Origin of the sequence: Rheinheimera fenheensis (genome assembly GCF_039871805.1) — a bacterium.
Lineage (GTDB): Bacteria > Pseudomonadota > Gammaproteobacteria > Enterobacterales > Alteromonadaceae > Alishewanella > Alishewanella fenheensis.
This window is the reverse complement of sequence record NZ_JBDPJM010000001.1, coordinates 482,789-508,786: the sequence shown is the minus strand read 5'-3', so window position 1 is coordinate 508,786 and position 25,998 is coordinate 482,789. Positions and strand designations below refer to the sequence as shown.

The 25,998-nt window shown below is 52.2% G+C and carries 26 protein-coding genes; 15 read left to right on the top strand and 11 right to left on the bottom strand.

What is annotated here, in order from left to right; genetic code table 11:
• Nucleotides 1–7 precede the first annotated feature (7 nt).
• The 4 genes from ubiB to ABGI61_RS02110 all read right to left on the bottom strand — a co-directional run bounded on the left by ubiB (nt 8) and on the right by ABGI61_RS02110 (nt 4,123).
• On the bottom strand, nt 8–1,636 hold the full coding sequence (gene ubiB / locus ABGI61_RS02125) for a ubiquinone biosynthesis regulatory protein kinase UbiB (protein ID WP_347596139.1): 1,629 nt from the start codon (nt 1,634–1,636) through the stop codon (nt 8–10).
• On the bottom strand, nt 1,636–2,196 hold the full coding sequence (locus ABGI61_RS02120) for a ubiquinone biosynthesis accessory factor UbiJ (RefSeq protein ID WP_347596136.1): 561 nt from the start codon (nt 2,194–2,196) through the stop codon (nt 1,636–1,638). The genes ubiB and ABGI61_RS02120 overlap by 1 nt, the downstream gene beginning before the upstream one ends.
• Before the next feature lie 47 nt (nt 2,197–2,243).
• Entirely contained in the window at nt 2,244–2,996 is a 753-nt protein-coding gene (gene ubiE, locus ABGI61_RS02115) for a bifunctional demethylmenaquinone methyltransferase/2-methoxy-6-polyprenyl-1,4-benzoquinol methylase UbiE (protein ID WP_040552177.1), read from the bottom strand.
• Between the two features lie 98 nt (nt 2,997–3,094).
• A complete protein-coding gene (locus ABGI61_RS02110; protein ID WP_347596131.1) occupies nt 3,095–4,123 on the bottom strand; it encodes a GGDEF domain-containing protein in 1,029 nt (342 codons plus the stop codon).
• A gap of 288 nt (nt 4,124–4,411) precedes the next feature.
• Between ABGI61_RS02110 and ABGI61_RS02105 the strand changes: the two genes are divergently transcribed.
• Together ABGI61_RS02105 and ABGI61_RS02100 are read left to right on the top strand one after the other, a co-directional pair.
• Nucleotides 4,412–6,166 carry a DUF885 domain-containing protein gene (locus ABGI61_RS02105; RefSeq protein ID WP_347596128.1) on the top strand — a complete coding sequence of 585 codons (1,755 nt, stop codon included), beginning with the start codon at nt 4,412–4,414 and terminating at the stop codon, nt 6,164–6,166.
• Between the two features lie 72 nt (nt 6,167–6,238).
• Complete coding sequence (locus ABGI61_RS02100) at nt 6,239–6,736, top strand: hypothetical protein (protein WP_347596125.1); 498 nt, start codon at nt 6,239–6,241, stop codon at nt 6,734–6,736.
• Between the two features lie 27 nt (nt 6,737–6,763).
• Here ABGI61_RS02100 and ABGI61_RS02095 read toward each other — a convergent pair whose 3' ends face one another.
• A complete protein-coding gene (locus ABGI61_RS02095; RefSeq protein WP_347596123.1) occupies nt 6,764–6,994 on the bottom strand; it encodes a hypothetical protein in 231 nt (76 codons plus the stop codon).
• A 44-nt stretch (nt 6,995–7,038) separates the two neighbouring features.
• The gene (locus ABGI61_RS02090) at nt 7,039–7,506 is read right to left on the bottom strand and encodes an EVE domain-containing protein (RefSeq protein ID WP_347596120.1); all 468 of its coding nucleotides are present in this window, start codon (nt 7,504–7,506) and stop codon (nt 7,039–7,041) included.
• A 70-nt stretch (nt 7,507–7,576) separates the two neighbouring features.
• Between ABGI61_RS02090 and tesB the strand changes: the two genes are divergently transcribed.
• Nucleotides 7,577–8,446 (top strand): acyl-CoA thioesterase II, encoded by an 870-nt coding sequence (gene tesB, locus ABGI61_RS02085; protein ID WP_347596118.1) that lies wholly within the window; start codon nt 7,577–7,579, stop codon nt 8,444–8,446.
• On the opposite strand, the gene plsB is transcribed toward tesB, so the two are convergent.
• On the bottom strand, nt 8,443–10,881 hold the full coding sequence (gene plsB, locus ABGI61_RS02080; RefSeq protein ID WP_347596115.1) for a glycerol-3-phosphate 1-O-acyltransferase PlsB: 2,439 nt from the start codon (nt 10,879–10,881) through the stop codon (nt 8,443–8,445). The two genes, tesB and plsB, sit on opposite strands and share 4 nt — an antisense overlap.
• Before the next feature lie 139 nt (nt 10,882–11,020).
• On the opposite strand from plsB, the gene lexA reads away from it, so the two are divergent.
• From lexA to ABGI61_RS02055, 5 genes are all read left to right on the top strand, one after another.
• The gene (gene lexA, locus ABGI61_RS02075; protein ID WP_347596112.1) at nt 11,021–11,638 is read left to right on the top strand and encodes a transcriptional repressor LexA; all 618 of its coding nucleotides are present in this window, start codon (nt 11,021–11,023) and stop codon (nt 11,636–11,638) included.
• A 306-nt stretch (nt 11,639–11,944) separates the two neighbouring features.
• Nucleotides 11,945–13,087 carry a cytochrome c oxidase subunit II gene (coxB, locus tag ABGI61_RS02070; protein WP_347596109.1) on the top strand — a complete coding sequence of 381 codons (1,143 nt, stop codon included), beginning with the start codon at nt 11,945–11,947 and terminating at the stop codon, nt 13,085–13,087.
• 3 nt (nt 13,088–13,090) lie between these two features.
• Nucleotides 13,091–14,680, top strand: a complete 1,590-nt coding sequence (gene ctaD, locus ABGI61_RS02065) for a cytochrome c oxidase subunit I (RefSeq protein WP_347596106.1) — start codon at nt 13,091–13,093, stop codon at nt 14,678–14,680.
• A gap of 9 nt (nt 14,681–14,689) precedes the next feature.
• Nucleotides 14,690–15,250 carry a cytochrome c oxidase assembly protein gene (locus tag ABGI61_RS02060; protein ID WP_347596103.1) on the top strand — a complete coding sequence of 187 codons (561 nt, stop codon included), beginning with the start codon at nt 14,690–14,692 and terminating at the stop codon, nt 15,248–15,250.
• Between the two features lies 1 nt (nt 15,251).
• Nucleotides 15,252–16,130 carry a cytochrome c oxidase subunit 3 gene (locus tag ABGI61_RS02055; protein WP_347596101.1) on the top strand — a complete coding sequence of 293 codons (879 nt, stop codon included), beginning with the start codon at nt 15,252–15,254 and terminating at the stop codon, nt 16,128–16,130.
• 2 nt (nt 16,131–16,132) lie between these two features.
• Here the strand turns inward: ABGI61_RS02055 and ABGI61_RS02050 are convergent, their stop codons facing one another.
• Complete coding sequence (locus ABGI61_RS02050; protein ID WP_347596098.1) at nt 16,133–16,342, bottom strand: DUF2909 domain-containing protein; 210 nt, start codon at nt 16,340–16,342, stop codon at nt 16,133–16,135.
• A 26-nt stretch (nt 16,343–16,368) separates the two neighbouring features.
• On the opposite strand from ABGI61_RS02050, the gene ABGI61_RS02045 reads away from it, so the two are divergent.
• Genes ABGI61_RS02045 through ABGI61_RS02025 form a run of 5 tightly spaced genes read left to right on the top strand, consistent with a single transcriptional unit; the run spans nt 16,369 to nt 20,130 of the window.
• The gene (locus ABGI61_RS02045; RefSeq protein ID WP_347596095.1) at nt 16,369–17,100 is read left to right on the top strand and encodes an SURF1 family protein; all 732 of its coding nucleotides are present in this window, start codon (nt 16,369–16,371) and stop codon (nt 17,098–17,100) included.
• Nucleotides 17,093–17,605, top strand: a complete 513-nt coding sequence (locus ABGI61_RS02040) for a redox-active disulfide-containing membrane protein (RefSeq protein WP_347596092.1) — start codon at nt 17,093–17,095, stop codon at nt 17,603–17,605. Before ABGI61_RS02045 ends, ABGI61_RS02040 begins: the two co-directional genes overlap by 8 nt.
• A complete protein-coding gene (locus ABGI61_RS02035) occupies nt 17,602–18,600 on the top strand; it encodes a COX15/CtaA family protein (protein WP_347596089.1) in 999 nt (332 codons plus the stop codon). The genes ABGI61_RS02040 and ABGI61_RS02035 overlap by 4 nt, the downstream gene beginning before the upstream one ends.
• Complete coding sequence (gene cyoE / locus ABGI61_RS02030) at nt 18,597–19,508, top strand: heme o synthase (RefSeq protein WP_347596086.1); 912 nt, start codon at nt 18,597–18,599, stop codon at nt 19,506–19,508. Before ABGI61_RS02035 ends, cyoE begins: the two co-directional genes overlap by 4 nt.
• On the top strand, nt 19,498–20,130 hold the full coding sequence (locus tag ABGI61_RS02025) for an SCO family protein (RefSeq protein WP_347596083.1): 633 nt from the start codon (nt 19,498–19,500) through the stop codon (nt 20,128–20,130). The genes cyoE and ABGI61_RS02025 overlap by 11 nt, the downstream gene beginning before the upstream one ends.
• On the opposite strand, the gene ABGI61_RS02020 is transcribed toward ABGI61_RS02025, so the two are convergent.
• Nucleotides 20,127–21,155: a polysaccharide deacetylase family protein gene (locus ABGI61_RS02020; protein ID WP_347596080.1), complete on the bottom strand. Its 1,029-nt coding sequence runs from the start codon at nt 21,153–21,155 to the stop codon at nt 20,127–20,129. The genes ABGI61_RS02025 and ABGI61_RS02020 overlap by 4 nt on opposite strands.
• A 91-nt stretch (nt 21,156–21,246) precedes the next feature.
• Nucleotides 21,247–21,825, bottom strand: coding sequence for a Fe-S biogenesis protein NfuA (gene nfuA, locus ABGI61_RS02015; RefSeq protein WP_347596077.1), 579 nt, complete (start codon nt 21,823–21,825; stop codon nt 21,247–21,249).
• Nucleotides 21,826–21,949: 124 nt separating this feature from the next.
• Here nfuA and ABGI61_RS02010 point away from each other — a divergent pair, with 124 nt between their 5' ends.
• A complete protein-coding gene (locus ABGI61_RS02010) occupies nt 21,950–24,490 on the top strand; it encodes a M14 family zinc carboxypeptidase (RefSeq protein WP_347596074.1) in 2,541 nt (846 codons plus the stop codon).
• Here the strand turns inward: ABGI61_RS02010 and ABGI61_RS02005 are convergent.
• On the bottom strand, nt 24,487–25,209 hold the full coding sequence (locus tag ABGI61_RS02005; protein WP_347596072.1) for a ComF family protein: 723 nt from the start codon (nt 25,207–25,209) through the stop codon (nt 24,487–24,489). The two genes, ABGI61_RS02010 and ABGI61_RS02005, sit on opposite strands and share 4 nt — an antisense overlap.
• A gap of 37 nt (nt 25,210–25,246) precedes the next feature.
• Between ABGI61_RS02005 and bioH the strand changes: the two genes are divergently transcribed.
• Nucleotides 25,247–25,996, top strand: coding sequence for a pimeloyl-ACP methyl ester esterase BioH (gene bioH / locus ABGI61_RS02000; RefSeq protein WP_347596070.1), 750 nt, complete (start codon nt 25,247–25,249; stop codon nt 25,994–25,996).
• Nucleotides 25,997–25,998 lie beyond the last annotated feature (2 nt).

The window sequence follows — 25,998 nt, the reverse complement described above, 5'->3', positions numbered from 1 at the left end:
AAACGCATTATCGCAATAAGGCTTTAGCAGCAAATACGATGCTAAGGCCCAGCAGCGCCACCGCAGGCCAGGGGCTGCCAAAACTGAACACTATACTAGCACTGATCAGGCTGGCTGCAGCAAAGGTTGCTGCAACAATTTGTGCTTTTGCTTGTTGCTGTTGCTGTGCCAGCTGTTGTAACTGATTAAGTAACTGGCGCTGCTGTTTCGGCCCCTGCTCCAGATACTGATGCAGCAAGTTTGGCATTTGTGGCAGCTTTTCTGCCCAAAATGGCAAATTTTCTTTTACCTGCCGCCACACAGCAGGTAAGCCAACCTGTTGTTTCACCCAATTTTCCAAAAACGGCTTAGCGGTTTTCCATAAATCCAGCTGTGGATATAACTGACGCCCAAGGCCTTCTATATACAGTAAGGTTTTTTGCAGCAGCACCAGTTGCGGTTGCACCTGCATATCAAAGCGACGGGCGGTGTTAAACAGGTTTAGCAATACGTGACCAAACGAAATCTCGGCCAGCGGCTTTTGAAAAATGGGCTCGCACACCGTGCGGATAGCGCTTTCAAACTCTTCCACCTTGGTATGGGCCGGCACCCAGCCCGAGTCAACATGCAACTGCGCGACTTTTTTATAATCGCGGTTAAAAAAGGCAACAAAGTTTTCCGCCAGGTAGCGTTTATCTTCGGCATTTAAGGTGCCGACAATGCCGCAGTCTATGCCTATATATTTAGGGTTAGCAGGGTGTTCACGTGAGACAAAAATATTGCCCGGGTGCATATCCGCATGAAAAAAACTGTCACGAAATACCTGGGTAAAAAATACTTCTACACCGCGTTTGGCCAGCAGTTCCATGTCGGTGTTTTGCGCTTCCAGTGCGGCAATGTCTGACACCGGTATGCCATAGATGCGCTCCATTACCATCACATTGGTGCGGCTGTAATCACTGTAAACAAAGGGAATATACAGCGAGTCTGAGCCATCGAAGTTACGCCTTAACTGAATGGCATTTGCCGCTTCACGTTGTAAATCGAGCTCATCAAGGATCGTTTTACGGTATTCCGACACCACTTCGCGTGGCCTTAACCGTTTGCCGTCGGGTAAAAAGCGCGCGGCGGCATCGGCCAGCGTATCCATTAGTGCCAGATCGGCCAGAATTTGCTGTTTAATATCTGGACGGATCACTTTAATCACGACATCGGCCAGGCTGCCATCATCCTGGCGTAAGCAGGCTGTATGCACCTGGGCAATAGAGGCAGACGCCAGCGGGGTTTGATTAAACTCGCTGAACAGCTCAGCGATGTCATTGAGCTCCAGCGCTTGTTCAATTAACTGCTGCGCTCTGGCACCATCAAAGGGCGGCACTTTGTCCTGTAACTTAGCTAATTCATCCGCCAGGTGCGGCGGAAACAGGTCGCGCCGGGTCGATAGCATTTGGCCAAATTTTACCCATACTGGCCCCAGGCTTTGCAGCGCCAGACGCAGACGCACCCCCACCGGCTGCTGTGGGTGTTGGTTACGCAACCAAAACAAACTGCGCCTTGCCAGCCTGGCGTACCAGGGCTGCCACTGCGCGGGGATCAGTTCATCCAAACCAAATTGTAATAAGGTTTTCTGGATTTGATAAAAACGACTGATACGCACTAGGACTCCCTGCAAGCGGCAAGTTGTTGTTGCAAAACATCGGTTCGTGCCGCCAGCTCGCTGACGTCACGGCTAAATTGTGCCAGCTCAGCTTTATCCGGGCTTACTCTGAGCTCGTCCTGTAACAGTTCGCCACCCATTTGGGCCAGTGCCTGGCTTTTTTGGCTTAAGTAGTGCTGCCACTGCAGCAGGCTCTGGCTGATTTTATGCGTAGCGGCGTCGCCAACATACAGTGACAAACGTTGTTGCCAGTCCGGATTTAGCTGCTGAAAAAAATGACTGTATTGCTGCGCCACCTGAATATCACCATCGATCTGCAGTGCATCGGCTTTAATCAGCCGCGTGAGCTGGCTGGGGTCGCGCAGCAGCCGTAAGCTGGCCATATCGGTAACAATGGCGCAATCGACACTGTGGTCGTGTTGGTTAAACAAAATAGTCTCGTGAGTGGCGCTGAGTACCAGCGTGGTTGGCCACTCTTTTAAGCGAAACGACAGTTGTTTGCCGGCAAGCCTGGCTAAACGTGGCTTGGCATCCGGGTCCATCGCGATCAATCTCGCCATAGCTGTTTCTGCCACAGCACAGATAAACTGGGGCAACAGCGGTAACATCAGAATTTGTACCCGCGATGTAAAGCGACTATGCCACCGGTGAGGTTGTGGTAGCTCACCTCGGCAAAACCGGCGTCCTGCATCATGGCTTTTAGCGTTTCCTGATCCGGATGCATGCGGATAGACTCCGCCAGATACTGATAGCTTTCTTTGTCATTGGCGACTAACTGGCCCATCGCCGGCAGCAATTTAAACGAGTACAAATCATACACCTTGCTGAGCCACTCTTGTTCGGGTTTGGAAAACTCCAGCACCAGCAAGCGGCCGCCCGGTTTTAGCACGCGAAACATAGAGCGCAGTGCAGCGTCTTTATCCGTTACATTACGCAGGCCAAAACCAATGCTGATAATATCAAAGCTGTTGTCGGCAAACGGCAGCGCTTCGGCATTGGCCTGTACATACTCAATGTTGTTAACCAGACCCAAATCGCGCAGCTTGTCACGACCGACATTGAGCATAGAAGCATTGATATCCGCCAGCACCACCTTACCCGTTGGCCCCACCCGCTTGGAGAACAGCGCGGTAATATCACCGGTACCGCCGGCTAAATCTAGCACCTGCTGGCCGGGGCGCACACCACTGCAGTCAATGGTGAAGCGTTTCCACAAACGGTGAATGCCGAGCGACATTAAGTCGTTCATCACATCGTACTTGGCGGCGACAGAGTGAAATACATTGGCCACCAGCGAGACTTTCTGCTCGGCGGCAACGGTTTTGTAGCCAAAATGCGTGGTGTTTTGCTTATCAGTCATGCTGCGGGCCTGTAGGCAGTTAAATGCGGCTAGTGTAAAAGATAACAGCGCACAGGCCAACTTCTGTGTTGGCTTTTCTATACGCCGTTGTTGTTGGGTTAACTTGCCAGCATGGTCTCGCTGGCCACCTGGTTGCGGCCACGTTGTTTGGCCAGTGACAGCACGGCGGCGGTACGGCCTAAAAACTGGTACCAGTTTTCATTGGGTTGAAATACCGACACACCCAGCGAGATGGTAATTTTTGGCAAGGTTTTTTTGTTGCGGGAGGAGACAAACCGCAGCTTTTCCACGCCCCGGCGCACCTGCTCAGCGATTTCACTGGCGCTGCGTAAATCAACGTCTGGTAGCAGAATTAAAAATTCTTCACCGCCCGAGCGCACCGGCAAGCCGCTGCTTTGTACATAGCTGCTGATTTTGCGCGCCACCTTCGACAGGATCACATCGCCCACGGCGCTACCATATTCCTGATTAAAGCGGTGAAAGTGATCCAAATCTACCGCAATAGCCGCAATACGCCGTTCAGGTTGCTCGGTAAACCAGATATCTAACTGATTTTGCATTGCCAGGCGGTTGTATAAGCCGGTGAGCGGATCTAATAAGCGCTGCTGTTTTAGTTGCTCTATTTCCTGACGCAGTTGCTGGCTTTGCTGATTTGCGGTGAGTAACTGTTGCTGAATTTGTTGTTGGCTTAGCTGAAATTGCACACTGCTTTGTTGTAACTGCTGCGCAATATCGCTGAGAATAGGGTCGGATACCTCATGTTGCTGCAGTTGCATTACAGTGCTATCCAGTTGCTGCAGGTACTGTTCCAGTTGCTCTGCGGCAACATCGGTATAAGCGGCGACCCGGGTAGCGATGCCGCTGGCATCTTGCATTAACTGTTCTTGCTGTGGGCTGTGATCTGTTAAAAAACGGCTGTATAAGTCTGCCATGACAAAATCATCAAGCGGCGCCTGTGCCGCCAGCTTTTGCTCAATGATGTGACAGAGTGCGGCATTGTGGCCGCTGATATATTCGTAACAAACTGCATAGTTGACCGGATGAGCCGCAAGCCTGGCACGCTGCAAAAATACCTTAACCTGAGAGGCCTTCTCACTGGCTTGCTGTAGTGAATCCTGATACTTCATAAGACCACGTAAAACTCCGCTTGCTTAACCCGCTGCCAATCACAGCCAGATGATAACGTACTTGATGCCATAGCCATACTACGCGAATATTAAATACTGGCAACTGCCGTACGGCGTTTGCGATGCATACGCAGAAAATAACGTCAGTTTGCTGCTAAAAGCAGCACTACAACGGTCGCTGTAAAGCTGCTAATCCGACTAATTACCCTTGTACGCCGTTTAACGGCCTGTTTTTGGCCGGTAAAGTGGTTACAATCGACGCATTACACCCCACAAGGATCTCGTTTTATGTCTAGCCGACCTGATACTAAAGTGCTGCTTTTACTGACGTTATTACTCACCGCCTGTGCCGGTAGCCCGCAACGTGCTGATGAGCGCTTTACCGCCCTGGCAGAGCAAATATGGCAGGGTGAGCAGCGTTTACGCCAGAGCGAGCCTGGTCAGTTAACTGATATGTCGCCGCAGGCACTGGCGCAGCGGCAGCAGCAACGGTTAGCCTGGCAAGCCAAGCTGCAGCAAGTCAATGTCAACAGCCTGTCAGAGCAAAACCGCATTAATCATGCGATTTTGGCTTACCGTTTGGCCGACGATATTGACGAATACCGCTTTGGCGCACATCTGATGCCGTTAACAGCAGAGTCGGGTTTTCATACCAACCTGGGTTTTTTGCCTCAGCGCACCGCCTTTCGCAGTATCAGTGATTATCAGAACTATTTGCGCCAATTATCAGCGATACCCCGTTACATGAGCCAACAAACGGACTGGATGCGTCAGGGTATCGCCAGCGGCATGACACAACCCAAAGCAGTACTGACCGGTTTTGAGAAAAGTATTATCTCTTACGTGGTGGCAGAGCCTGCCGACAGCGTGTTTTTTCAGCCCTTCGCTAAGCAGCCGGCCTTTGTCAGCGATGCTGATTGGCAACAGCTGGTCGATGAAGCTAAACAGCAAATCCGTTTATCAGTAAACCCGGCCTATCAGGCGTTTTATCAGTTTATGCTGGATGAGTATCTGCCGGCAGCCCGCGACAGTATTGCCGCTTCAGCGCTGCCAAATGGTGCCGAGTACTATCAAAACAGGCTGCAGCATTACACCACTTTGGCGCTCACACCTGCACAGGTGCATCAGATTGGCTTGGATGAAGTAAAACGCATTCGTGGCGAAATGCAGCAAGTAATTGATGACCTTGGCTTTAACGGCAGTTTTGCCGAATTTGTGCAGTTTTTGCGCACGGATCCGCAGTTTTACCCGAAAACGCCCGACGAGCTGATGCGTTATGCGGCGTTCTTATCGAAAAAAGCCGATGCACAGCTGCCCAAGTTATTTAAAACCCTGCCCCGCACGCCTTATGGTGTGGTGCCGGTACCGGCTGAGATTGCGCCTAAATACACCACCGGCCGTTATTCCGGCGCTTCACGTGATGACCAGGCGGGCTTTTACTGGGTCAATACCTATGCGTTAAACCGCCGTCCGCTGTATGAAATGGAGGCACTGACCTTACATGAGGCGGTGCCGGGCCATCACTTACAAATTGCCCTGGCCAGTGAGCAAGCCAGTTTACCGGATTATCGGCGCAGCTTTTACACCTCAGCCTTTGGCGAAGGCTGGGGTCTGTATGCCGAGTATTTGGGGCTGGAGATGGGCTTTTATCAGGACCCTTACAGTAACTTTGGCCGCTTGACGTATGAAATGTGGCGCGCCGCCCGCTTAGTGGTCGACACTGGCATGCACAGTATGGGCTGGAGCCGGCAACAGGCGATTGACTTTATGGCCGCCAATACCGCCTTGTCGATGCACAACGTCACTACCGAGATTGACCGTTATATCAGTTGGCCGGCCCAGGCGCTGTCATACAAGCTGGGTGAAATTACCATTAAGCGGCTGCGTGCTGAAGCAGAGCAAGCACTGGGCGACCGCTTTAATGTGCGTGAGTTTCACGATCAACTGTTAGGTAACGGTAGTTTGCCGCTGCCAATTCTGGAACAATTAGTGCGTAACTATATTGCCAGCGCGAAGCAAGCCCCGGATAATAGCCAGCAATAAAAATACTCTTGATCACAGCGGCTTTGCCGCCGCTGTGGTACTCGGTGACCTATGTTGGGGATCTAGTGCATTATGATGTGGCTGGTAGTACTCGGGGTACTGGCCCCGGTGTTGTTGTACGTCTTGTGGCAAACTGAGCAACTGGGTAAAACCAATAAAACCTTACAAAAACAGTTAGCGCAGCGTGAGCAGGAATCAATCCGGCTGCAGCAGGCGGCTTATCAACTGGCAGAACAACAGAAATCCCTGTTAGAGCAGCAATTAGCGCTGCAACCGGCGCAGCCGCTACTGAGCAACCGTGAAATGCAGCTGGCGCGGGTGTTATGTTTAAGTTTACCGGTCGTGATAAAAGAGTGCTGCCAAAAGGCGTTACTGCCGCAGCAAGTGTTTAAACAGCAGTTGCGCCATCATCCCGGGCTGGACAGTCTGGTGCTGGAGCAAATGATGAAAAAACACAGCCGGCTGACTACGCTGTGGCAAAGTAATACGATTATGGCTTACATCCAGCTTTGTAGTGCGGTGGCGGGACTCGCTGGCGAAGAGGCTGCGGCGAAAGTCAGCAACCTCTAAGCCAGCATATCGTGGTTAGCACGACCTTTAATGACGTAATACGACTTGGGGCTCGGTATCAATCTGGCCGTCAATATCAATGGCGGCCATTTTAGACCCTGCCGACAGCACCGCCAAACTGCCATTGGCAAGATGACGAACAAACAGTAAATCGTAGCCGAAGCGTTGTAACTCCGCGACGGAAAACTTCTGTGCCAGACTCAGATCGTCCCAGAAAAAATGTATATCCTTGTCCATCTGGCGCCTTTCAGTAGACATAACAGGCTCCAACTATCAGGGATATCGGGTTTGCAACACATCTGTTATTGCAGTTCACCCAGCTGCAAAATGGTTTGCCACTGCGGCTCGGTAACCGGCATAACAGACAATCTGCTGCCCTTTTGCACCAGGGGCAACCCATAGAGCTTAGCCGAGCTTTTCATTTTGTCCAGCGTGATAATAGCCGGTAATTTTTCAACAAACACCAGGTCCACCGCTACCCAGCGCGGTGCATCCGGCGAAGATTTCGCGTCAAAATAAACACTTGTGTTATCAAACTGGCTCGGATCCGGATAGGCACTACGCACCACTTTGGCGATACCTGCTACTCCGATCAGTTTGCAGCTAGAGTGATAAATAAAGACCAAATCATCTTGTTTTACCTGATCACGCAACATATTGCGTGCCTGATAATTGCGTACCCCTTCCCAAACAATAGCTTTGTTTGGGGCGCGGGCAAAATCATCAATGCTGCATTCTTCAGGTTCGGTTTTAAATAACCAATACGCCATCTTTGCTGATCTCCGTCGTTTGCGGCAGAATACCACTATAGTTTGCACAAACGGAACCGGAGCGAAAACCATGAGTCAGGTACTAGACAACTTGCTGGCCTTATTGAAGTTAGAAACCATAGAGCAGGGCCTGTATCGTGGCCAAAGCCAGGACTTAGGTTTTAAGGCCGTGTTCGGTGGACAGGTAATGGGGCAAGCCTTGTCGGCAGCAAAAGAGACCATTGCAGAAGATCGCAAGGTGCATTCGTTTCACTCGTATTTTTTGCGCCCCGGCGATGCGTCGCGGCCCATAGTGTACGAAGTGGAAAATATCCGTGATGGTAAAAGCTTTAGCACCCGCCGTGTGAGCGCCATTCAGTTTGGTAAGCCAATTTTCTATATGACGGCGTCGTTTCAGGCAGAAGAAACCGGCTTTGAACATCAGGACCAGATGCCAGAAGTGCCGGCGCCAGAGCAGCTGGTGTCTGATTTAGAGTTTTACCAGCAGCATGCCCAGCTGATCCCGGAAAGCCTGCGCAGCAAGTTTATTTGTGAAAAACCGATTGAAATGCGCCCGGTCGATTTTCAAAACCCGTTTAAACCGCAGATAAGTGCGGCCAAACGTTATGTTTGGTTTAAAGCCAACGGCGCCATGCCGAATGATTTGCGCGTTCATAAGTATTTGCTGGCTTATGCATCAGATTTTAACTTTCTGCCTACTGCCTTGCAGCCACATGGTAAGTCTTTTATGGCGCCAAACATGCAAGTCGCGACTATTGACCATGCGATGTGGTTTCACCAGGATTTTCGCTTTGATGACTGGTTGTTATATGCGGTTGACAGCCCCAGCGCGTCCGGTGGTCGCGGTTTAGTGCGCGGTCAGTTTTATAACCGCGCGGGTAAGTTGGTGGCGTCGACTATTCAGGAAGGGGTCATTCGCGCTTACCCTAGCAGCCGTTAGTGGCTGCTGGTTGGCATAATACTGTGAATGCTTTGCAGCACCTCACTGCGTAATAAGCCGGCGACGGTGTCACTGAGCTGATGCAGGCGCTCGGTGGCGCACACCCGGCTTTGTTCATCCAGCTGGCTGTAGCCACTGTCTTTTAGCGCTACCAGTAAGGTGGCAAACAATTGTTTGTCATAATACTCGGGCGCGGTTATGCCGTGCAGGTTTAACAAACGCTGCGCCAGCTCATGGCTGTGCTTTTCCAGCTCGGCGCGGTTTAACGCTTCACGCTGGATCAGTTGTAATACCATGGCATAGCGCTGCAAAGTATGCTCGGCGTTGTGCGCCAGCATACTTAACATGGCAAAGCCGCTCTGGTGTTGCGCCGGGGCACAGTAATTATCGCCTTCCTGCAGCACCAGACCCGATTCTACCAGGTGTTGTAATACGGCTTTGCTGTAGGTTTCTGGCGAGCTGATATCTAAAAACAGCTCGTGGCGCAGCAGTGGATACAACTGCTGTACTATAGCGGTCAGCTGTGTCAGGCTGATACGGCGCTGGTGCAGCACTGCACTGGCAATAATGGCGGGCAGCATAAATAAGTGCAGCACATTGTTGCGGTAGTAACTCATTAGAATGGCATTGTCTGCCGTCAAACTGAGCAGCTCGCCAAAGCTGTCGCTGTGCTGTTGCACTTTTTGCAGGCTGATGGCATGGTCTATCAGTTGTGCGGCGCTTTCCTGTGGCAGTGTCACCTGCTGATGGTACGGTACTGCCCGCTGTAAGCTGAGGTAAAAGCTTAACAGTTCCGTCAGCTCACTGCGGGCCATAGTATGGCGCTCGGTGGCCAACAAACACAGTGCCAGTAAGTTGATACTGTTAAGCGCGGCTGCCTGATTAATCCGTTGCATTAAATTGTCGGCCAGATGCGCGACGACCGGGTTAAGCCACTGCGGTTTTTGTATTTCCAGCGGATCGATGTTTTGCTTCCAGTCGGGCACCTGCTGGGTTAAATAACTGTTCAGGGTTATCGGTTCGCCAAAATTAACAAAACCATAGCCGTAATCGCGCAGATTACGAATGGCCTTTAACACGCCCAGCGCTGATTCTTTTTGTTTGCCAGAGCCTTTTAACTCACGCAGGTAAGTGTTTACTTCCATTACATGCTCATAGCCCAGATACACCGGCACCAGCGTGACCGGGCGCTCTATGCCACGCAGCATAGACTGCAGTGTCATCGCCAGCATGCCGGTTTTTGGCTGTAGTAAGCGGCCGGTACGGCTGCGACCGCCCTCGGTGTAGTACTTTACCGAATAGCCTTTGCTAAATAGCTGGCACAGGTACTCACGGAATACTGCCGAGTACAGCTTATTGCCACTGAAACTGCGGCGAATAAAAAAAGCGCCGCCACGGCGGAAAATCGGCCCGGCCGGCCAGAAGTTCAGGTTAATACCGGCCGCAATATGCGGTGGTGCCAGGCCCTGTTGGTAAATAACATAACTAAGCAACAGGTAATCCATATGGCTGCGATGGCAGGGCACATACACGATCTCATGGCCTTTTTGTGCCAGGTCGCGCAGCATGTCGGCGTTGTTGACCTTGATACCTTTATACAGCTTGTTCCATAACCAGCGCAGTACTCTGTCGCCAACCCGCAAGGTTGACGAGCGATAGTCAGCAGCAATTTCCAGCAGCAACTTACGTGCCTCTTGCCGGGCGGCCTTTACTGAAATCCGCTTGGCTTTGGCTTCATCTTCAATGGCTTTTTTCAGCGCTGGTGCACCTAACAGTGCATTAAACAACTGGGCACGGTTAACCAGTTTCGGCCCGGTTGCAGCCAGGCGCTGGCGGTAAAAGTGAAAGCGCGACATGCGCAGTAGTTTATGTGCAGTGCTTTCGCCAGCGCCAAACTGCGCTGCCATCATTTTTAACGAGACTGGCCGGCTAAACCGCACCAGCGTATGGCGACCAGAGATCAATACGATCAACAGCTTTGCCAGCCAATTAGGCGCATGGGCTTCGCCTAATAGCCATTTAATACTGTTTTCTTTACCCGGCGCCCGGCCCCATAACAAGGCTACCGGCATTAGCTGGGCGTCCAGCTGCGGGTTAGCCAGGTGGGCCTGCAACAACGCCTGGCCTTGCGCCAAAGCCGTGGTTTTGCCGCGCGGCAGCAAAAGGGTGTGGGGCTTTTCGAGAAATAAAGTGCGTGGATGGGCTTTACCGTCCAGCATGACGTTATCTGCCGGATCAGGCAAGCCGAGCTTTTCGCATATACGCCGCATGGCGGCGAAATCGGCAGCTGATTCTGTAGTGCAAATATAGAACAAGGGTTTAGCTTGCTCTAATGCCAGCTCAGTTACCGGTTGCTCCGGTACTATCTTGTACTTCAGCAGCGGCCACAATGGCCATTTTAATAAGGCTGCAAACAACTTTACCGGCCGAAACATTGCCTTTCTTCCTCAACGAACAAAGTGGCATAGCATAACACGATGGCGTGGCCTGGAAAATTGCCCGCGCTGACTGAAACTTGCATTTGTTACACGCCTGTATATACTCACAGTATTCACTGTACAGGTAACCAGCACTATGAGACCACTAACACCGCGGCAGGCCGAGATCCTGCAACTGATTAAAGACTATCAACAAGACACCGGAATGCCGCCAACACGGGCTGAAATAGCCCAGCAGCTGGGCTTTAAGTCGGCGAATGCGGCAGAAGAGCATTTAAAAGCACTGGCGAAAAAAGGCGTAATTGAAATGATGCCGGGCACCTCCAGAGGCATCCGGTTGGTGGATAATGATGAGCCAGAGCAATTAGGTTTACCGTTAATTGGTAAGGTGGCGGCTGGCCAGCCAATATTGGCGACCGAGCATGTGCAGGACTATTACCAGGTTGATGCTAATTTGTTTAAGCCGCATGCTGACTTTTTATTGCGGGTGCAGGGTATGAGCATGCAGGACATTGGTATTTTAGACGGTGACTTGCTGGCGGTGCATAAAACCAATCAGGCGCAACCCGGTCAGGTTATTGTGGCGCGGGTAGATGAAGATGTCACGGTGAAGCGGTTTCAGCGTGAAGGCACCACCGTATTGCTGCAACCAGAAAATAAAGATTTTGATGTGATAAAAGTAGACCTGCGTGCGCAGCATTTTGCTATCGAAGGCTTGGCTGTAGGCGTTATCCGTAACGGCAGCTGGTTATAAATTGTACTAAGCTCAGTAAGTTATTTCACTCGAGGCGCTGGTATGACCACATGGGTTTGCCGGCGCTTTTGTTATTTAGGGGTTTACAGCCGCCATTATTTGGATAATTCTTAACCCGAATCTGATTAAAAAATAACAACAGGGTCAGATCCGGTTTCAGCGCTAGCCCCGAAACCGATACTTACAATAACAATAATAAACTGATGAAACTTCAGGCATGGGTTCGGTGTGGGTGTGTAAGAACCGTGTAGTACTGTGTACTTAGTTTCTGCAGTTTGCTTTGCAAAATGACAGAGGAGAAGTCCAGTGACGAAAACGCGTTGTCTTCGTTGGTCGCTGCCAGCCTTGCTTTTAGCTGCAACCGCTAATGCAACAGATATGCCTTTGAATATGACCAAAGGTGTAACGGAAATCAGCCAGCAGGTGTATAGCCTGCATATGACGATATTCTGGATTTGTTGCGCTATAGGTGCAGTGGTGTTTGGGGCCATGTTCTGGTCCATTCTACGGCACCGAAAAGCACGTGGCGTGCAGCCGGCTCAGTTCCATGAAAGCACCAAAGTAGAAATACTCTGGACGGCGATACCGGTAGTTATCTTAATCATCATGGCCATTCCGGCGACCAAAACCCTGATTGCAATGGAAGACACCACAGAGGCTGATGTCACTGTGCTGGTGACCGGCTCGCAGTGGAAATGGCATTACAAGTATTTAAACACCGATGTCGAGTTCTATTCCTTGCTGGCGACACCTAAAGAGCAAATCAATAACAGGTTTGCCAAAGGCGAAAACTACCTGCTTGAGGTAGACCGGCCTTTAGTGATCCCTACCGGCAAAAAAGTGCGCTTTTTAATGACATCAGATGACGTGATCCACTCTTGGTGGGTACCGGCCTTTGCCGTGAAAAAAGATGCCAACCCCGGCTTTATCAACGAAGCCTGGACCCGGGTAGAGGAGCCAGGTATTTACCGCGGCCAGTGTGCTGAGCTGTGCGGTAAAGACCACGCCTTTATGCCAGTGGTGGTGATTGCGAAAAACCCTGCCGATTACGAGCAATGGTTAAACGGCGAAGCTGAGCGTATTGCCAAGGCCAAAGCGGAGGAGCAGGAGCTATTGGCAATGAACATGAGCATGGACGAGCTGATGAGCGTCGGTGAGCGCACCTACATTGCCTATTGTGCGGCTTGCCATCAGCCCAATGGCGAGGGCTTAGCCGGCATTTTCCCTGCACTGAAAGGCAGCGCCATGGCGCTGAATGATATACCGGGCCATATAGACATCGTTCTGAACGGCAAAGCCGGTACTGCAATGCAGGCTTATGCCAAGCAGCTGAGCTTAAAAGAAATTGCTGCGGTAATTACCTATGAGCGTAATGCCTGGGGTAACAATACCGGCGAGCTGGTGCAGGCGGCTGATGTGCACGCCGTGCTACAAGGTAAAGGGGAATAACGGATGAGTGCAGTAGTGACAGATCATGAACATGATCACGAGCATCATGACCACAAACCCAGCGGCATAAAACGCTGGCTTTACACCACCAACCATAAAGATATCGGTACCATGTATCTGGTGTTCGCGCTGATCATGTTTTTTATCGGCGGCGCTATGGCGATGGTGATCCGTGCTGAGCTTTTCCAGCCGGGTATGCAGTTTGTTGAACCCAACTTTTTTAACCAGATGACCACAGTACATGGCCTTATCATGGTGTTTGGTGCGGTAATGCCCGCCTTTACCGGCCTGGCTAACTGGATGATACCAATGATGATAGGCGCGCCTGATATGGCGCTGCCGCGCATGAACAACTGGAGCTTCTGGATCCTGCCGTTTGCGTTTTTAATTCTGCTGATGTCGCTGTTTATGCCAGGTGGCGGCCCAAGCTTCGGTTGGACATTCTACGCACCGCTGTCCACCACCTACAGTAGCGACAGCACGGCGTTATTTGTGTTCTCGGTGCACATTATGGGCATATCGTCCATTATGGGCGCCATTAACGTGATAGTGACCATCTTTAACCTGCGTGCCCCCGGCATGACCTGGATGAAAATGCCGTTGTTCGTCTGGACCTGGCTAATCACTGCCTTCCTGCTGATTATGGTGATGCCGGTACTGGCGGGGGTGGTGACCATGGTACTGACCGATAAATACTTTGGCACCAGCTTCTTTGATGCGGCCGGCGGTGGTGACCCTGTGCTGTTCCAACATATTTTCTGGTTCTTTGGCCACCCCGAGGTGTACATCATGATCCTGCCGGCCTTTGGTATTGTCTCCGCCATAGTGCCGACGTTCGCCCGTAAGCCACTGTTTGGCTATGCCTCTATGGTGTACGCCACTGCCAGTATCGCTATCCTGTCGTTTTTAGTCTGGGCGCACCATATGTTTACCACGGGTATGCCGGTGGCGGGTGCTTTATTCTTTATGTACTGCACTATGCTGATAGCCGTGCCCACCGGCGTGAAGGTATTTAACTGGGTGGCCACTATGTGGCGCGGTGCCATGACCTTTGAAGTGCCGATGATGTTTGCGCTGGCCTTTATTGTGCTCTTTACCATCGGCGGTTTCTCCGGTCTGATGCTGGCCATTACTCCGGCAGACTTCCAGTACCACGATACCTACTTTGTGGTAGCACATTTCCATTATGTACTGGTGACAGGTGCAGTATTCTCGATTATTGCCGCAGCTTACTACTGGTTACCGAAATGGACCGGCCATATGTACGACGAAAAACTGGGCCAGTGGCATTTCTGGTGCTCGCTGATCTCGGTAAACCTGCTGTTCTTCCCGATGCACTTTGTCGGTTTGGCCGGCATGCCAAGACGTATTCCGGACTATGCACTGCAGTTTGCCGATTTTAATGCTTTTATTAGCATTGGTGGCTTCTTGTTTGGCGCTTCGCAGTTGATTTTTGTCTGGGTGCTCGTCAAGTGTGCCCGTGGCGGCGAGAAAGCGACAGCACAGGTGTGGGAAGGTGCTGAAGGTTTAGAGTGGCAAGTGCCTTCACCGGCGCCATACCATACCTTCGATACACCACCGGTAATTAAGTAGGAGCCGGCTATGGCACTGCGACACAAACCGTTAACCGTCAAATTAGCCGTAACTGCGCTGGCCATGTTTGGGTTTGGTTTTGCGCTGGTGCCGCTGTACGACGTGTTCTGTGACCTGACCGGTTTAAACGGTAAAACTGCTGCTACGGCCGCTTCGGCTGAGGCAGCCATGATAGATAACAGCCGGCAGGTGGTGATTGAGTTTGTCGCCCGACCCAACAAGCAAATGCCCTGGGTGTTTAAACCTGAAGTTACCAGAATGACAGTGCATCCCGGAGAAATTCATAATATGAATTATCTGGCAGAAAACCCGACCGGCCGCATGATTGTCGGTCAGGCGGTGCCATCGGTATCACCAGGACAGGCTGCGTTGTACTTTCACAAAATAGAGTGTTTTTGCTTTACCCAGCAGCAGTTAGCTGGCGGCAAGGACATGCTGATGCCATTACAGTTTTATGTCGATCCGGCGTTACCCAGCCAGTTCACTACCATTACGCTGTCTTACACTTTGTATGATGTAACCAGCGCCTGGCAGGACAGCAGCGCCGTTTCAACCCAACCTGGGGAATAACATGACTAAGACATACGAAAAATACTATGTTCCTGCCCAGAGCCCCTGGCCAATCGTTGGCGCAGTTGCGCTATTTCTGATTGCCTTTGGTGCCGGCACCTATGTTAACGAAGTTACTAAACAACAACCCGGTTTTGGTGGCTACATGCTTGCTGCCGGCTTTGTTGTGCTTATTTTTATGCTGTTCGGCTGGTTTAAAAACGTTATTGATGAGTCGATGAGTGGCTTGTACAGCGCGCAAATGGACCGTTCTTTCCGTCAGGGTATGAGCTGGTTTATTGTGTCAGAAGTGATGTTTTTTATGGCGTTTTTTGGTGCCTTATTTTACGGCCGGGTGATTGCACTCGACTGGTTAAGTGGCGGCAGTAACAACGCAATGACGTTTGAAATTCTCTGGCCAAATTTCGAAGCCATGTGGCCCTTGCTAAAAACACCCGGTGGTATTGAAACCCAGGCCATGCCGGCTACTGGGCTGCCACTGATTAACACTGCCATTCTGGTGCTGTCGTCCATTACCCTGCACTTTGCTCATACCGGCTTAGAGCAAAACAAACGTGGCCAGTTAAAGCTGATGTTACTGGTTACCTTGCTGCTGGGCGCGACCTTCCTTGGTTTACAGGTGTATGAGTATATTCACGCCTATCGCGATCTGGGGTTAACGCTGGCATCGGGCTTTTATGGCAACACCTTTTTCCTGCTGACCGGCTTTCACGGCATGCACGTAACACTGGGTGCCATCATCCTGCTGTTTGTGTTCTTACGGGTGTTAAAAGGCCACTTTACGCCTGAGAAGCATTTTGCTTTTCAGGCAGCAGCATGGTACTGGCACTTTGTTGATGTCGTCTGGCTGTGTTTATATGTGTTTGTGTATGTAATTTAGCGTTAGTAAGGCCTGGGGTTGGTATCAATCAGCCCCAGTAGCTGGGCTAAAAAGATCAGCAGCAGTACCAGGGCTGAAAACAGCACCCGACGACCAAGAAAACGCGACATGCGAACTTCTGGTTGTGGCTGGCGCAACATCACCAAGGCCGCCCGCACCAGATTAAAAATAATAAAAAGTAGTAGTGCGATGACAACGAGCTTTACCAACATAGCAAACCGCCTCCGGGGACTGAGTTATGCGCATTAAATTGGCAAAACAGTATTTTGCCGTTAATCCGCTATGGCTGTGCCTCACTCTGACTGCTTTTGCCATTTTAATCAACTTGTCCTGGTGGCAATTGAGCCGTGCCAGCGAAAAAACGGAACAACTGCAACGTCTTGCTGCATTACATTCACAGGGTGCCTTAACGCCTGGGCAACTTGCTACGCTGGAATCGACAGATATTGATGGTGCACCGCTTAGAGGCGAAGCACGCTGGCTTGCCCCCTACATTTGGCTGCTGGATAACCAGATTGTTGAGGGTCAGGTGGGCTACGATGTCATCGTGCCGGTGCAAACTGGGGGCTTAAACCAACTGTTACTGGTGAATTTAGGCTGGGTGGCTGGAGGGCGCGACCGCGGTCAGCTGCCGCTTATCGAAGTACCCAAGTATATTCAGTTAGATGGCTTATTACGTACCGAAGTCTCGGGGTTGATGTTACTGGGGCAAAATGCCGAAGAGACCGGCAGCTGGCCAATGCGCATTCAGCAGGTTGACTATGACGAGCTGGCACGCATCAGTGGTCTTAACCTGTTGCCGGTGTTGTTGTATCAGCAGCAAAGCAGTGCGTTTATCAGCCATTATCAGCCGGTGGTACTGCCGCCAGAAAAGCACCGGGGTTATGCGCTGCAATGGTTCTTGCTGGCAGTGGCAGTCGTTGGTGTGGCACTGGCCGCCGCGCATCAGGGGAGAGTGCAAGATGAATAAATATAAGTTTATGGCGCTGTTTATCGGCTGCTGTGCCCTGCCATTGCTGGCAGCCTGGCTGGTGCTGAAACAAGGTTGGTTTAATGCCGGCGCTTCCAGTCAGGGCAAATGGCAGCAACAAGAAGTATTTTTACTGGCGCCTACCACGGCGAAAGCGCACTGGCGTTTAGCGGTGGCACCGGCGGCAAACTGTGACAGTCAATGTTTACAGGGTTTACACACCCTACAGCAGTTATATCTGGGCCTTGGACGCAAACAGCAGCATGTGCAGCCACTGTTGCTGGGCGATGCGACTGTGCCGGAGGCTTATCATGCGATCAGCAAAGCTGAGGTGTTACTACCGCTGCCAGAGCAGCTGCAAAACCAGATCTTACTGATTGATCAGCAAGGGCTGGTGCTGCTGCGGTACCCGCTGCCGGCATCAGCCGAGCAGATGGCGCCGACGGCCAAAGCCATCCGGCAGGATTTACTTAAGTTAGTTAACTACGATCGGACCAGCGTATGAAAAAACAACAATGGCTGGCGACTATCGCCATTTTCCTGACTATGGGTGTTATTTTACTGGGGGCCTATACTCGCCTGACTGATGCGGGCCTTGGCTGTCCTGACTGGCCCGGTTGCTATGGTTTTTTAAAGGTGCCGCAAAAGCCGCATCATGTCGAAGCGGCGCTGCAAGCCTTTCCGGAACGACCACTGGAGCCGCACAAAGCCTGGAATGAAATGATTCATCGCTACTTTGCTGGCAGTTTAGGCCTGTTGATTGCAGCTATCTTCTTTGTCGCGCTGTTTAACCGCGCCAGCCCCAAGGTGTTGCCGTCCGTGCTGTTAGCGCTGGTGGTGTTTCAGGCCGCGCTGGGTATGTGGACAGTAACGCTAAATTTATTACCGCTGGTGGTAATGGGGCATTTACTCGGTGGTTTTAGTCTGCTGTGTTTGCTGGCGGTGCATTGGCTGCGGCTGCACCCGCAGTATCAGGTACAGGAGCCTCAACTGGCGGCACTTAAGCCTTTTGCCGTGCTGGCGATAATTGTGCTGGTAGCACAGATTGCACTGGGTGGCTGGACAGCTGCCAACTATGCGGCACTGGCCTGTATTGACTTACCGATCTGTGAAGCCGGCTGGCAGCAGCGGCTAAATATCACTGAGGCTTTTGATTTACACTTAGGCCATGACGATTATGAATATGGCGTCATGTCGGCCGAAGCGCGGCAAACGGTACATGTGTTCCATCGCTTTGGTGCTCTGGTAACACTTACGGTGTTAGCGCTGTTTCTGTGGCAATTGTGGCGCCGGGTGCAAAGCAGCTTAATGAAGCGGTTAACCCTGGCAGCAGCGGCGTTGTTGGCAGTGCAGTTTAGTTTAGGCGTGGCCAATGTGGCACTGCACTTACCGCTGGCGAATGCGGTGGCACACAATTTTGTTGCAGCAAATTTACTGATGCTGCTGGTGGTGATTTACCTGCAGCTGGGTTACAGCAGGCAACGGAGGGCAACAGTATGAGTATTGCGATTAAACGGCAGAGTGCGATGGGCCGTGCCAAAGATTATCTCGAGCTGACCAAACCCAAGGTTGTCGCGCTGTTGGTGCTAACGGCCTGGGTGGGCATGATGCTGGCCGTACCCGGCCTGCCGGACTTGCTGACTGTGCTGGCAGCCACTGTGGGAATAGGCCTGCTATCGGCGGCGGCCGCCGCGATTAACCATGTAGTAGACCAACGCATTGATGCGCAGATGGCCCGCACCTATAGCCGCCCGGTGGCTAAAGGCAGGCTAAGCAGCAAACAGGCCAGCAGCTTTGCTTTTACCCTGGCAATAACAGGTTTTATCATTTTATATGGCTTGGTAAATGCGTTAACCGCCTGGCTGACGCTGGCCAGCTTGTTTGGTTATGCGGTGGTATACACCATGTTCTTAAAGCGGGCCACGCCACAAAATATTGTTATTGGTGGTTTAGCCGGCGCCATGCCGCCACTGCTGGGCTGGGCGGCGATTACCGGCAGTGTCGACAGCCATGCGCTACTGCTGGTGATGATTATCTTTACCTGGACGCCGCCGCATTTTTGGGCGCTGGCGATTCACCGGCGCGATGATTATGCCCGCGTCAATATGCCTATGTTGCCGGTAACGCACGGTATTGAGTTTACCAAAAGTGTGATTTGTTTATACACGATGCTGCTGTTTATTGTTTGCTTACTTCCCTATTTAGTAGGCATGAGCGGGGCCATCTATCTGCTGGGCAGTGCGCTGTTAAACCTGCGCTTTATGCAGCATGCCTGGAAACTGAAGTTTAACCCCGACAGTGGCAGCGCCATGGCCACCTTTAAGTTTTCTGTTGTGCATCTGATGGTATTATTCCTGCTGCTATTAGTGGATCACTATATTAAGGTGGCGCCGATTTATGTTTCGTAAACTGTTGTATGTGTTGTTGGCGGCAGGGGCCTTGGTCACGGGCGTTGTGCTGTATCAGTTGGCCAGTAGCCATGCCGAGCCAAAACTGGCGCTGGTATACCCTCAGCCAAGAGCGCTGGCCGACTTTAACCTGACCGATCAGCATGGTGACACGGTAAACCGTGAGCGGCTGTATGGCCAATGGACTCTTGCGTTTGTCGGCTATACCTATTGCCCGGATATTTGCCCGTTAACCCTGGCTAAGCTGGCCGGCGTGCAGCCTGAGTTGGCTGCACTGGTGAAGGAGCCGTTAAAGGTTTGGTTTATTTCAGTTGATCCAAACCGTGACACCATAGAGCAGTTAAACAATTACGTCAGTTACTTTGAGCAAGCCAATGTGCTGGGCATGACAGCGGGCCATGAACAGTTATTTCCTTTTGTCCGTCAGTTGGGCTTGATGTATGCGTTAAGCAGCACCACCGAAGAGAACTATCTGGTTGATCACAGTGCTTCGGTAGTGCTGATTAACCCGCTGGGCCAGCTGGTGGCGATGTTTAAACCGCCGATGCAAGTCGGCCAGCTGCCGGTAGTAGACGCCGAGCAGCTGTTAGCGGATTTTCCGTTGGTATTGGCAAGGCTTTAATTGAGCCAGGGCTGCGAGTACCAGTAAAAATAACCTTTACGGCTAAGGGATGGCGCGGTGCAGTTATAGCGACTGCGGCCTTTATTAAGTGCTTCACTTGCGCGCACGCTAAAGGTGTTGTCATTCAGCCATTGTGGCGTCAGCACTTCGCTGCCGGCAAAGCACTGCAGCTGCTGGCGGTTAAAGTCCTCTACCTTCAGGGTTAAGGTCAGCGGTGGAGGGTTTTGGCTCACCAGTGGGTCTACAGCATGGTAATCAGTGATGCTAAACGCCAGCGTACGTAGCTTCTGCGCTAAATCTTTGAGATCGGCATAGCGGCCTGCGGCCGGAAAGCGCGGTAAGCGGGTTAACGCACTGTCGGCACCAACAGCACCGGAATGCTGACCAATGCCGATAAAGCCCAGCTCGCTGACCAGTTGTTCCAGCGCTGCACTGTATTCACCATAAGGATAGGCCAACCATTGATGGCGTTGCCCGGTAACCTGTTCAATTTTCTCTTCGGCCGCCAGTATGCTTTGTTTCATGCGCTCAAGCCATTGCTGCTCTGTTTCGCCCGATTCCGGCCTGGCCATATGTTCATGCCACATGGCGTGGTTAGCTACCAGTACGCCCTCGTCTGACATTTGCTTTACTTGCTGCCAGTTCAGCAAAGGGCCATCACCCTTATCAATGCTGCCTGGGCTGATAAAAATGGTATAGGGGTAGCCAAATTCACGCAGGATCGGATGCGCGGTGGTGAAGTTATTCTCGTAGCTATCGTCAAAAGTGATGACTACAGCGTTCTGCGGTATCGCAGTGTTTTGCTGCAAATGCTGAATTAACACATCCAGGCCAATCACCTGAAACTGGTTATCTTTGAAATATTGTAAATGGCCGCGCAGCTCGTCGGCCGTTACACTGCTGACCCTTGGCGTATCGCTGGCGACATGATGGTAAATCAGCATCACTGCTGCCTGTGCAGGAGCAATAAGCAAACAGCCTACCGCCAACAGTAAGCTGCTGAATTTTTTTAGCTGGTGTGTCATAGAGTGCCCGCCACAGTAAAAACCTGCTGGTTTTATACCATAAGCGGGCGTTAAACGCAGCTGCCGTCAGGTGGGCAGCCTGGTGGTAAGCTTAATAATACGAGTGCTCGCCACGCTGATGTTCGGTAATGTCGCGCACACCAGACAGCTCACCGCTGAAGCGGTTTAATAGCTCTTTTTCAATCCCTTCTTTTAAGGTTAAATCCACCTGAGAGCAGCCATTACAACCACCGCCAAATTGCAGCACAGCTACGCCGTCATTGGTCAGCTCCATTACGCTAACACGGCCACCGTGGTTAGCCAGCTGCGGGTTAATTTCGCTGTCAATCACGTACTGCACCCGCTCTAATAAGGGCGCATTGTCACTCACCTTGCGTACTTTGGCATTCGGCGCTTTTAACGTCAGCTGCGAACCCATCTGATCGGTAACAAAATCAATTTCAGCATCGACTAAAAACGGCTGGCTTTCGTTATCCACTACCGCCTTAAAACCGGTAAAGTCGAGCATCAAGTCGCTGTCTTCTACCGCGTCGGGAGGGCAGTAAGATACGCCACACTCCGCTTGCGCCGTGCCCGGGTTAACTACGAAAACGCGAATATGGGTGCCTTCTGGCTGTTTGGCCAGCAGCTTGGCAAAGTGCTGCTGCGCCTGTTCTGAAATCGTAATCATAATAGTACCTGACTAAATTACTAGGTTAATGGCTATGATACTCCTCCTGCTGCACTGATGCCAGCCCCCTTGAGTTTTGCCGCTGTTCTGGCTAACGTAGCCGCAGCAAAAAGGACATGAACTAATGAAATATTACACTGCATTAAGCCTGTTACTACTCAGCTTTGCCAGCATCGCCAAGCCGGTATACAGCCCGGCTCCAAGCCAGTCGCCCCTGCCCGCTCCGCAGCAAGTGTTGGGCTTTAGCGTAGGTGAATGGCATGCCCGTCATGATCAGATCCAGCGTTATTTCGAGCAGCTCGACGCGGCCTCAACGCGAGCACAACTTGAGATTATTGGCTACAGCCATGAACAACGGCCCTTGCTGCAACTGGTGTTGTCATCTGAACGCAACCTGCAGCGGCTGGAGCAGATCCGCCAGCAGCATGTTGCCGCCGCCCGAGATGGCGCAAGTTTACCGGACGATGCGCCGGTGGTGATTTGGCTGGGCTACAGCGTGCATGGTAATGAACCCAGTGGCGCCAATGCCGCTATGTTAGTGGCGCAGTATTTGGCCGCCGCAGAAACTGCCGAGGTGCAACAGTGGTTGGATAACGCCGTTATCTTGTTACAGCCGGTATTAAACCCCGATGGCCATGACCGCTTTGCGCTGTGGGCCAATATGCACAAAGGCGCGGCACCGGTGGCCGATCCGCAGCACCGTGAGCATGTAGAGCCCTGGCCGAATGGCCGGCCAAACCATTACTGGTTCGACTTAAACCGCGACTGGTTATTACTGCAGCACCCGGAAAGCCGGGCCCGTATTGCGCAGTACCAACAGTGGTTGCCAAACGTAGTGGGTGACTACCATGAGATGGGCACCAACAGCAGTTACTTTTTTCAACCTGGTATTCCAAGCCGCAATTATCCGCTGACACCCAAGCGCAACTTTGAACTGACAGCAGAGCTGGCACAGTTTCATGCCGCAGCATTCGATGAGCGTAGCCAGTTGTACTACACCGAAGAGAGTTTTGACGACTTTTATGTTGGCAAAGGCTCAACCTATCCGGATATCCAGGGCAGTGTTGGTATTTTATTTGAGCAGGCCAGCAGCCGCGGTCATGTGCAGGACAGCATCAATGGCCCGCTCAGTTTCAGTGCCACCATTCAGAATCAGCTGACGGCTTCGTTATCAACCATCCGCGGTGCTGTGGCCAAACGTGCCGAGCTGTTGGCTTATCAGCAGTCGTTTTATAAATCGGCTTTGCAGCAGGCCCGCGCCAGCAAAGTTAAAGGCTATATGTTAACTGAAACTGCTGACCCTACCCGGCTGGCCGCGTTGCTGGACGTGCTGCAGCGCCACCATGTGCAGGTCTATGCGTTAAGCCGCGACTGGCAGGATGATGACAACAGCTATACTGCCGGCAGCAGTTACTATGTGTCGCTACAACAGCCGCAATACCGGCTGATTAAAGCCATGTTCAGCACGGAAAAAACCTTTAAAGACAATACCTTTTATGATGTGTCAGCCTGGACCTTACCCTACGCCTACAATATTGCCTTTACTGCACTGAACCGTGAACCGGCCAGTAACCTGCTAAGCAGTAGCTGGCCAGCGGCCCCCGCCAAAGCGCCGCCATTGGCAGCAGGCGCTTATGCTTATGCCTTTAACTGGCAGGATCAGCAGGCACCACTGCTATTGCAGGCGTTACTGGCCGAGCGGTTAGTCGTGCGTGCGGCAATGAAAGACTTTAGCGCGCTAAGTGGCGAGGGTGAAATCAACTTGCCGGCCGGCAGCATGGTAGTCGCCGCTGGTTTGCAACAGCAACAAGACTGGTTTGCCCGGCTGCAACGTGTGCAGCAGCGCTTTAGCTTGCCGCTACAGGCAATCCGCTCGGGTTTAACCCCCACTGGCAGTGACTTGGGCAGCCATAACTTCAGCCCGGTGCAGCTGCCGCAAGTGTTACTGCTGGCCGGGCCGGGTATTAATTCCACCGAAGCCGGTGAAGCCTGGTACAACCTGGAGCGACTGGCTGGTATTTCGCCCAGCATGGCCGAACCGCAGCGTTTAGCACAGCTGGATTTAAGTCGGTACAGCCATATTATTTTGCCAGATGGCAACTACCGCAGTTGGCAGGACACTGAAGTCACTAAGCTACGCCAGTGGTTGGAGCAAGGCGGTGTGTTGTGGGGCCATAAAGCGGGTGCGGCCTGGTTGGCGCGGGTGGGGTTGCTAAAAACCGGCGTCTGGCAGGGCGAGGAAATGCATAGCCTGATCCCGGCCGATAACCTGCGCTATCAGGATAAAGAGCTGCTGGCCGGCAAACAGCGTATTGCGGGGGCGATTTATCAGGCTGAGCTGGATCTAAGCCACCCGCTCACCTTTGGCTTAACCAGTAACCGTTTACCGGTGTTTAAAAACAGCACCAGCTTGTTACAACCCAGCCACAAGCCCTTTGTTAATGTGGCGCTGTACAGCGAGCAGCCGCAGTTGGCCGGTTATACGGCAGCAGAATACTTGCCGCGCATAAAACAAAGCGCCGTGCTGTTGGCACATAATGCCGGTGAAGGCCGGGTGATCGCCATGACCGATAACCCGGTGTTTCGCGGCTATTTTTATGGCTCCAGCCGGCTTTTAGTTAATGCGCTGTACCTGGGCCATAGCTTTAGCGCAGACGCCGGTTAATGATTTAAGGTTACTGCTACCGTCCACAGGCTAATCTGGCGCACGCCGGCCCGGCGCAACAGGCGGCAAAGCTCGTTGGCGGTAGCACCGGTGGTGACCACATCATCCACCAGGGCGACACAAGCGGGTAATGTTGTGCCGGCTTGCAGCGTAAAAGCCTGGCGCAGGTTGCGTTGCCGCTGCTTGCGGTTTAACCCCACCTGAGCCGGCACACTGGTATTGCGGCTAAAAGCGTGCAGTAGCGGAATATTCAACCTGGCGGCGGCCACTTCAGCAAGCAATTGGGCCTGATTAAAGCCACGCTGGCGCTGGCGGCGTGGGTGCATAGGCGCGTACAGCAGGGCCTGTGGTAGCGGCTGACGGTCTTGTTGGTACTGCTGTAACATCAGGTCAAATTGCTGCAGTAACAGCTCGCCGGCAGCCGCATCGGCAGCAAACTTCCAGCGCTGTAGCCAGTGGCGGTATGGTTGCTGATAAAAGCCCACACTGAGTAACTGATCAAAACGGGTTTTGCTCAGGCCGCGGCTGACGTGCGGCAGCCACAACAGGTTGTAATGACAATGCGGGTAAGGCAGCTGCGGCAGCGCCTGCTGGCAGTGGGCACAGAGCTGGCGGTCAAAGCGCTGCACCGGTAAACTACACCACAGACAACTGGCAGGCAGTGCGGCGTGCCACAACCGGGCAAACTGTCGAATAAGCGCAGTAAGCAACTTAATCACTCATTAAATTTACATTTTGATAACTATGGCAGGGCAAATGACATCTGACAAACCCGCTTTGGTCTTACTGCATGGCTGGGGTGTAAACCAGGGCGTCTGGCAGGGCGTTCGCCAGACACTGGCCGCCAATGTGATGCTAACCACACCGGATCTGCCTGGCTTTGGTAATGCGGTAAACTATCCACAGCCATATGGTCTGGATGCAGTGGTAGCGCAGCTGTCAGAGCAAATCCCGACAGGCAGTTATGTATGTGGTTGGTCACTGGGAGGCATGCTGGCCATCGCGCTGGCAAAGCGATACCCACACAAGGTGGCAAAACTGGGGCTGATTGGCGCATCGCCTTGCTTTGTTGCACAGCCTGACTGGCCGGGTATGCAGCTAACTGTACTGCAGCAGTTTGCCGGCGCCCTTAGTCAGAATTTGCCGCTAACAGTAGAGCGTTTTTTGGCAATACAGGCGTTGGGTAGCCGTAGCGCCCGTGATGATATTAAAACGTTAAAACAGGCCATTATGGCCTATCCGATGCCAGCGCAAGATGCCATAGCGGGTGCACTTGAGCTGCTGCACTGCGACTTACGGCCTGAGTTTGCTGCGTTACGCCAGCCGGTTGCCGGTTTCTATGGCCGGCTTGACTCACTGGTGCCGGTGGCCGTGTTAACGCAGTTACAACAGTTGCAGCCCAAGGCCAGGTTTACTGTGGCTGAACATGCCTCACATGCGCCTTTTATTTCGCACCCGCAGCTGTTTATTGACTGGTTAAACAACTGGTTAGGCGAAGCGGTGTGAAG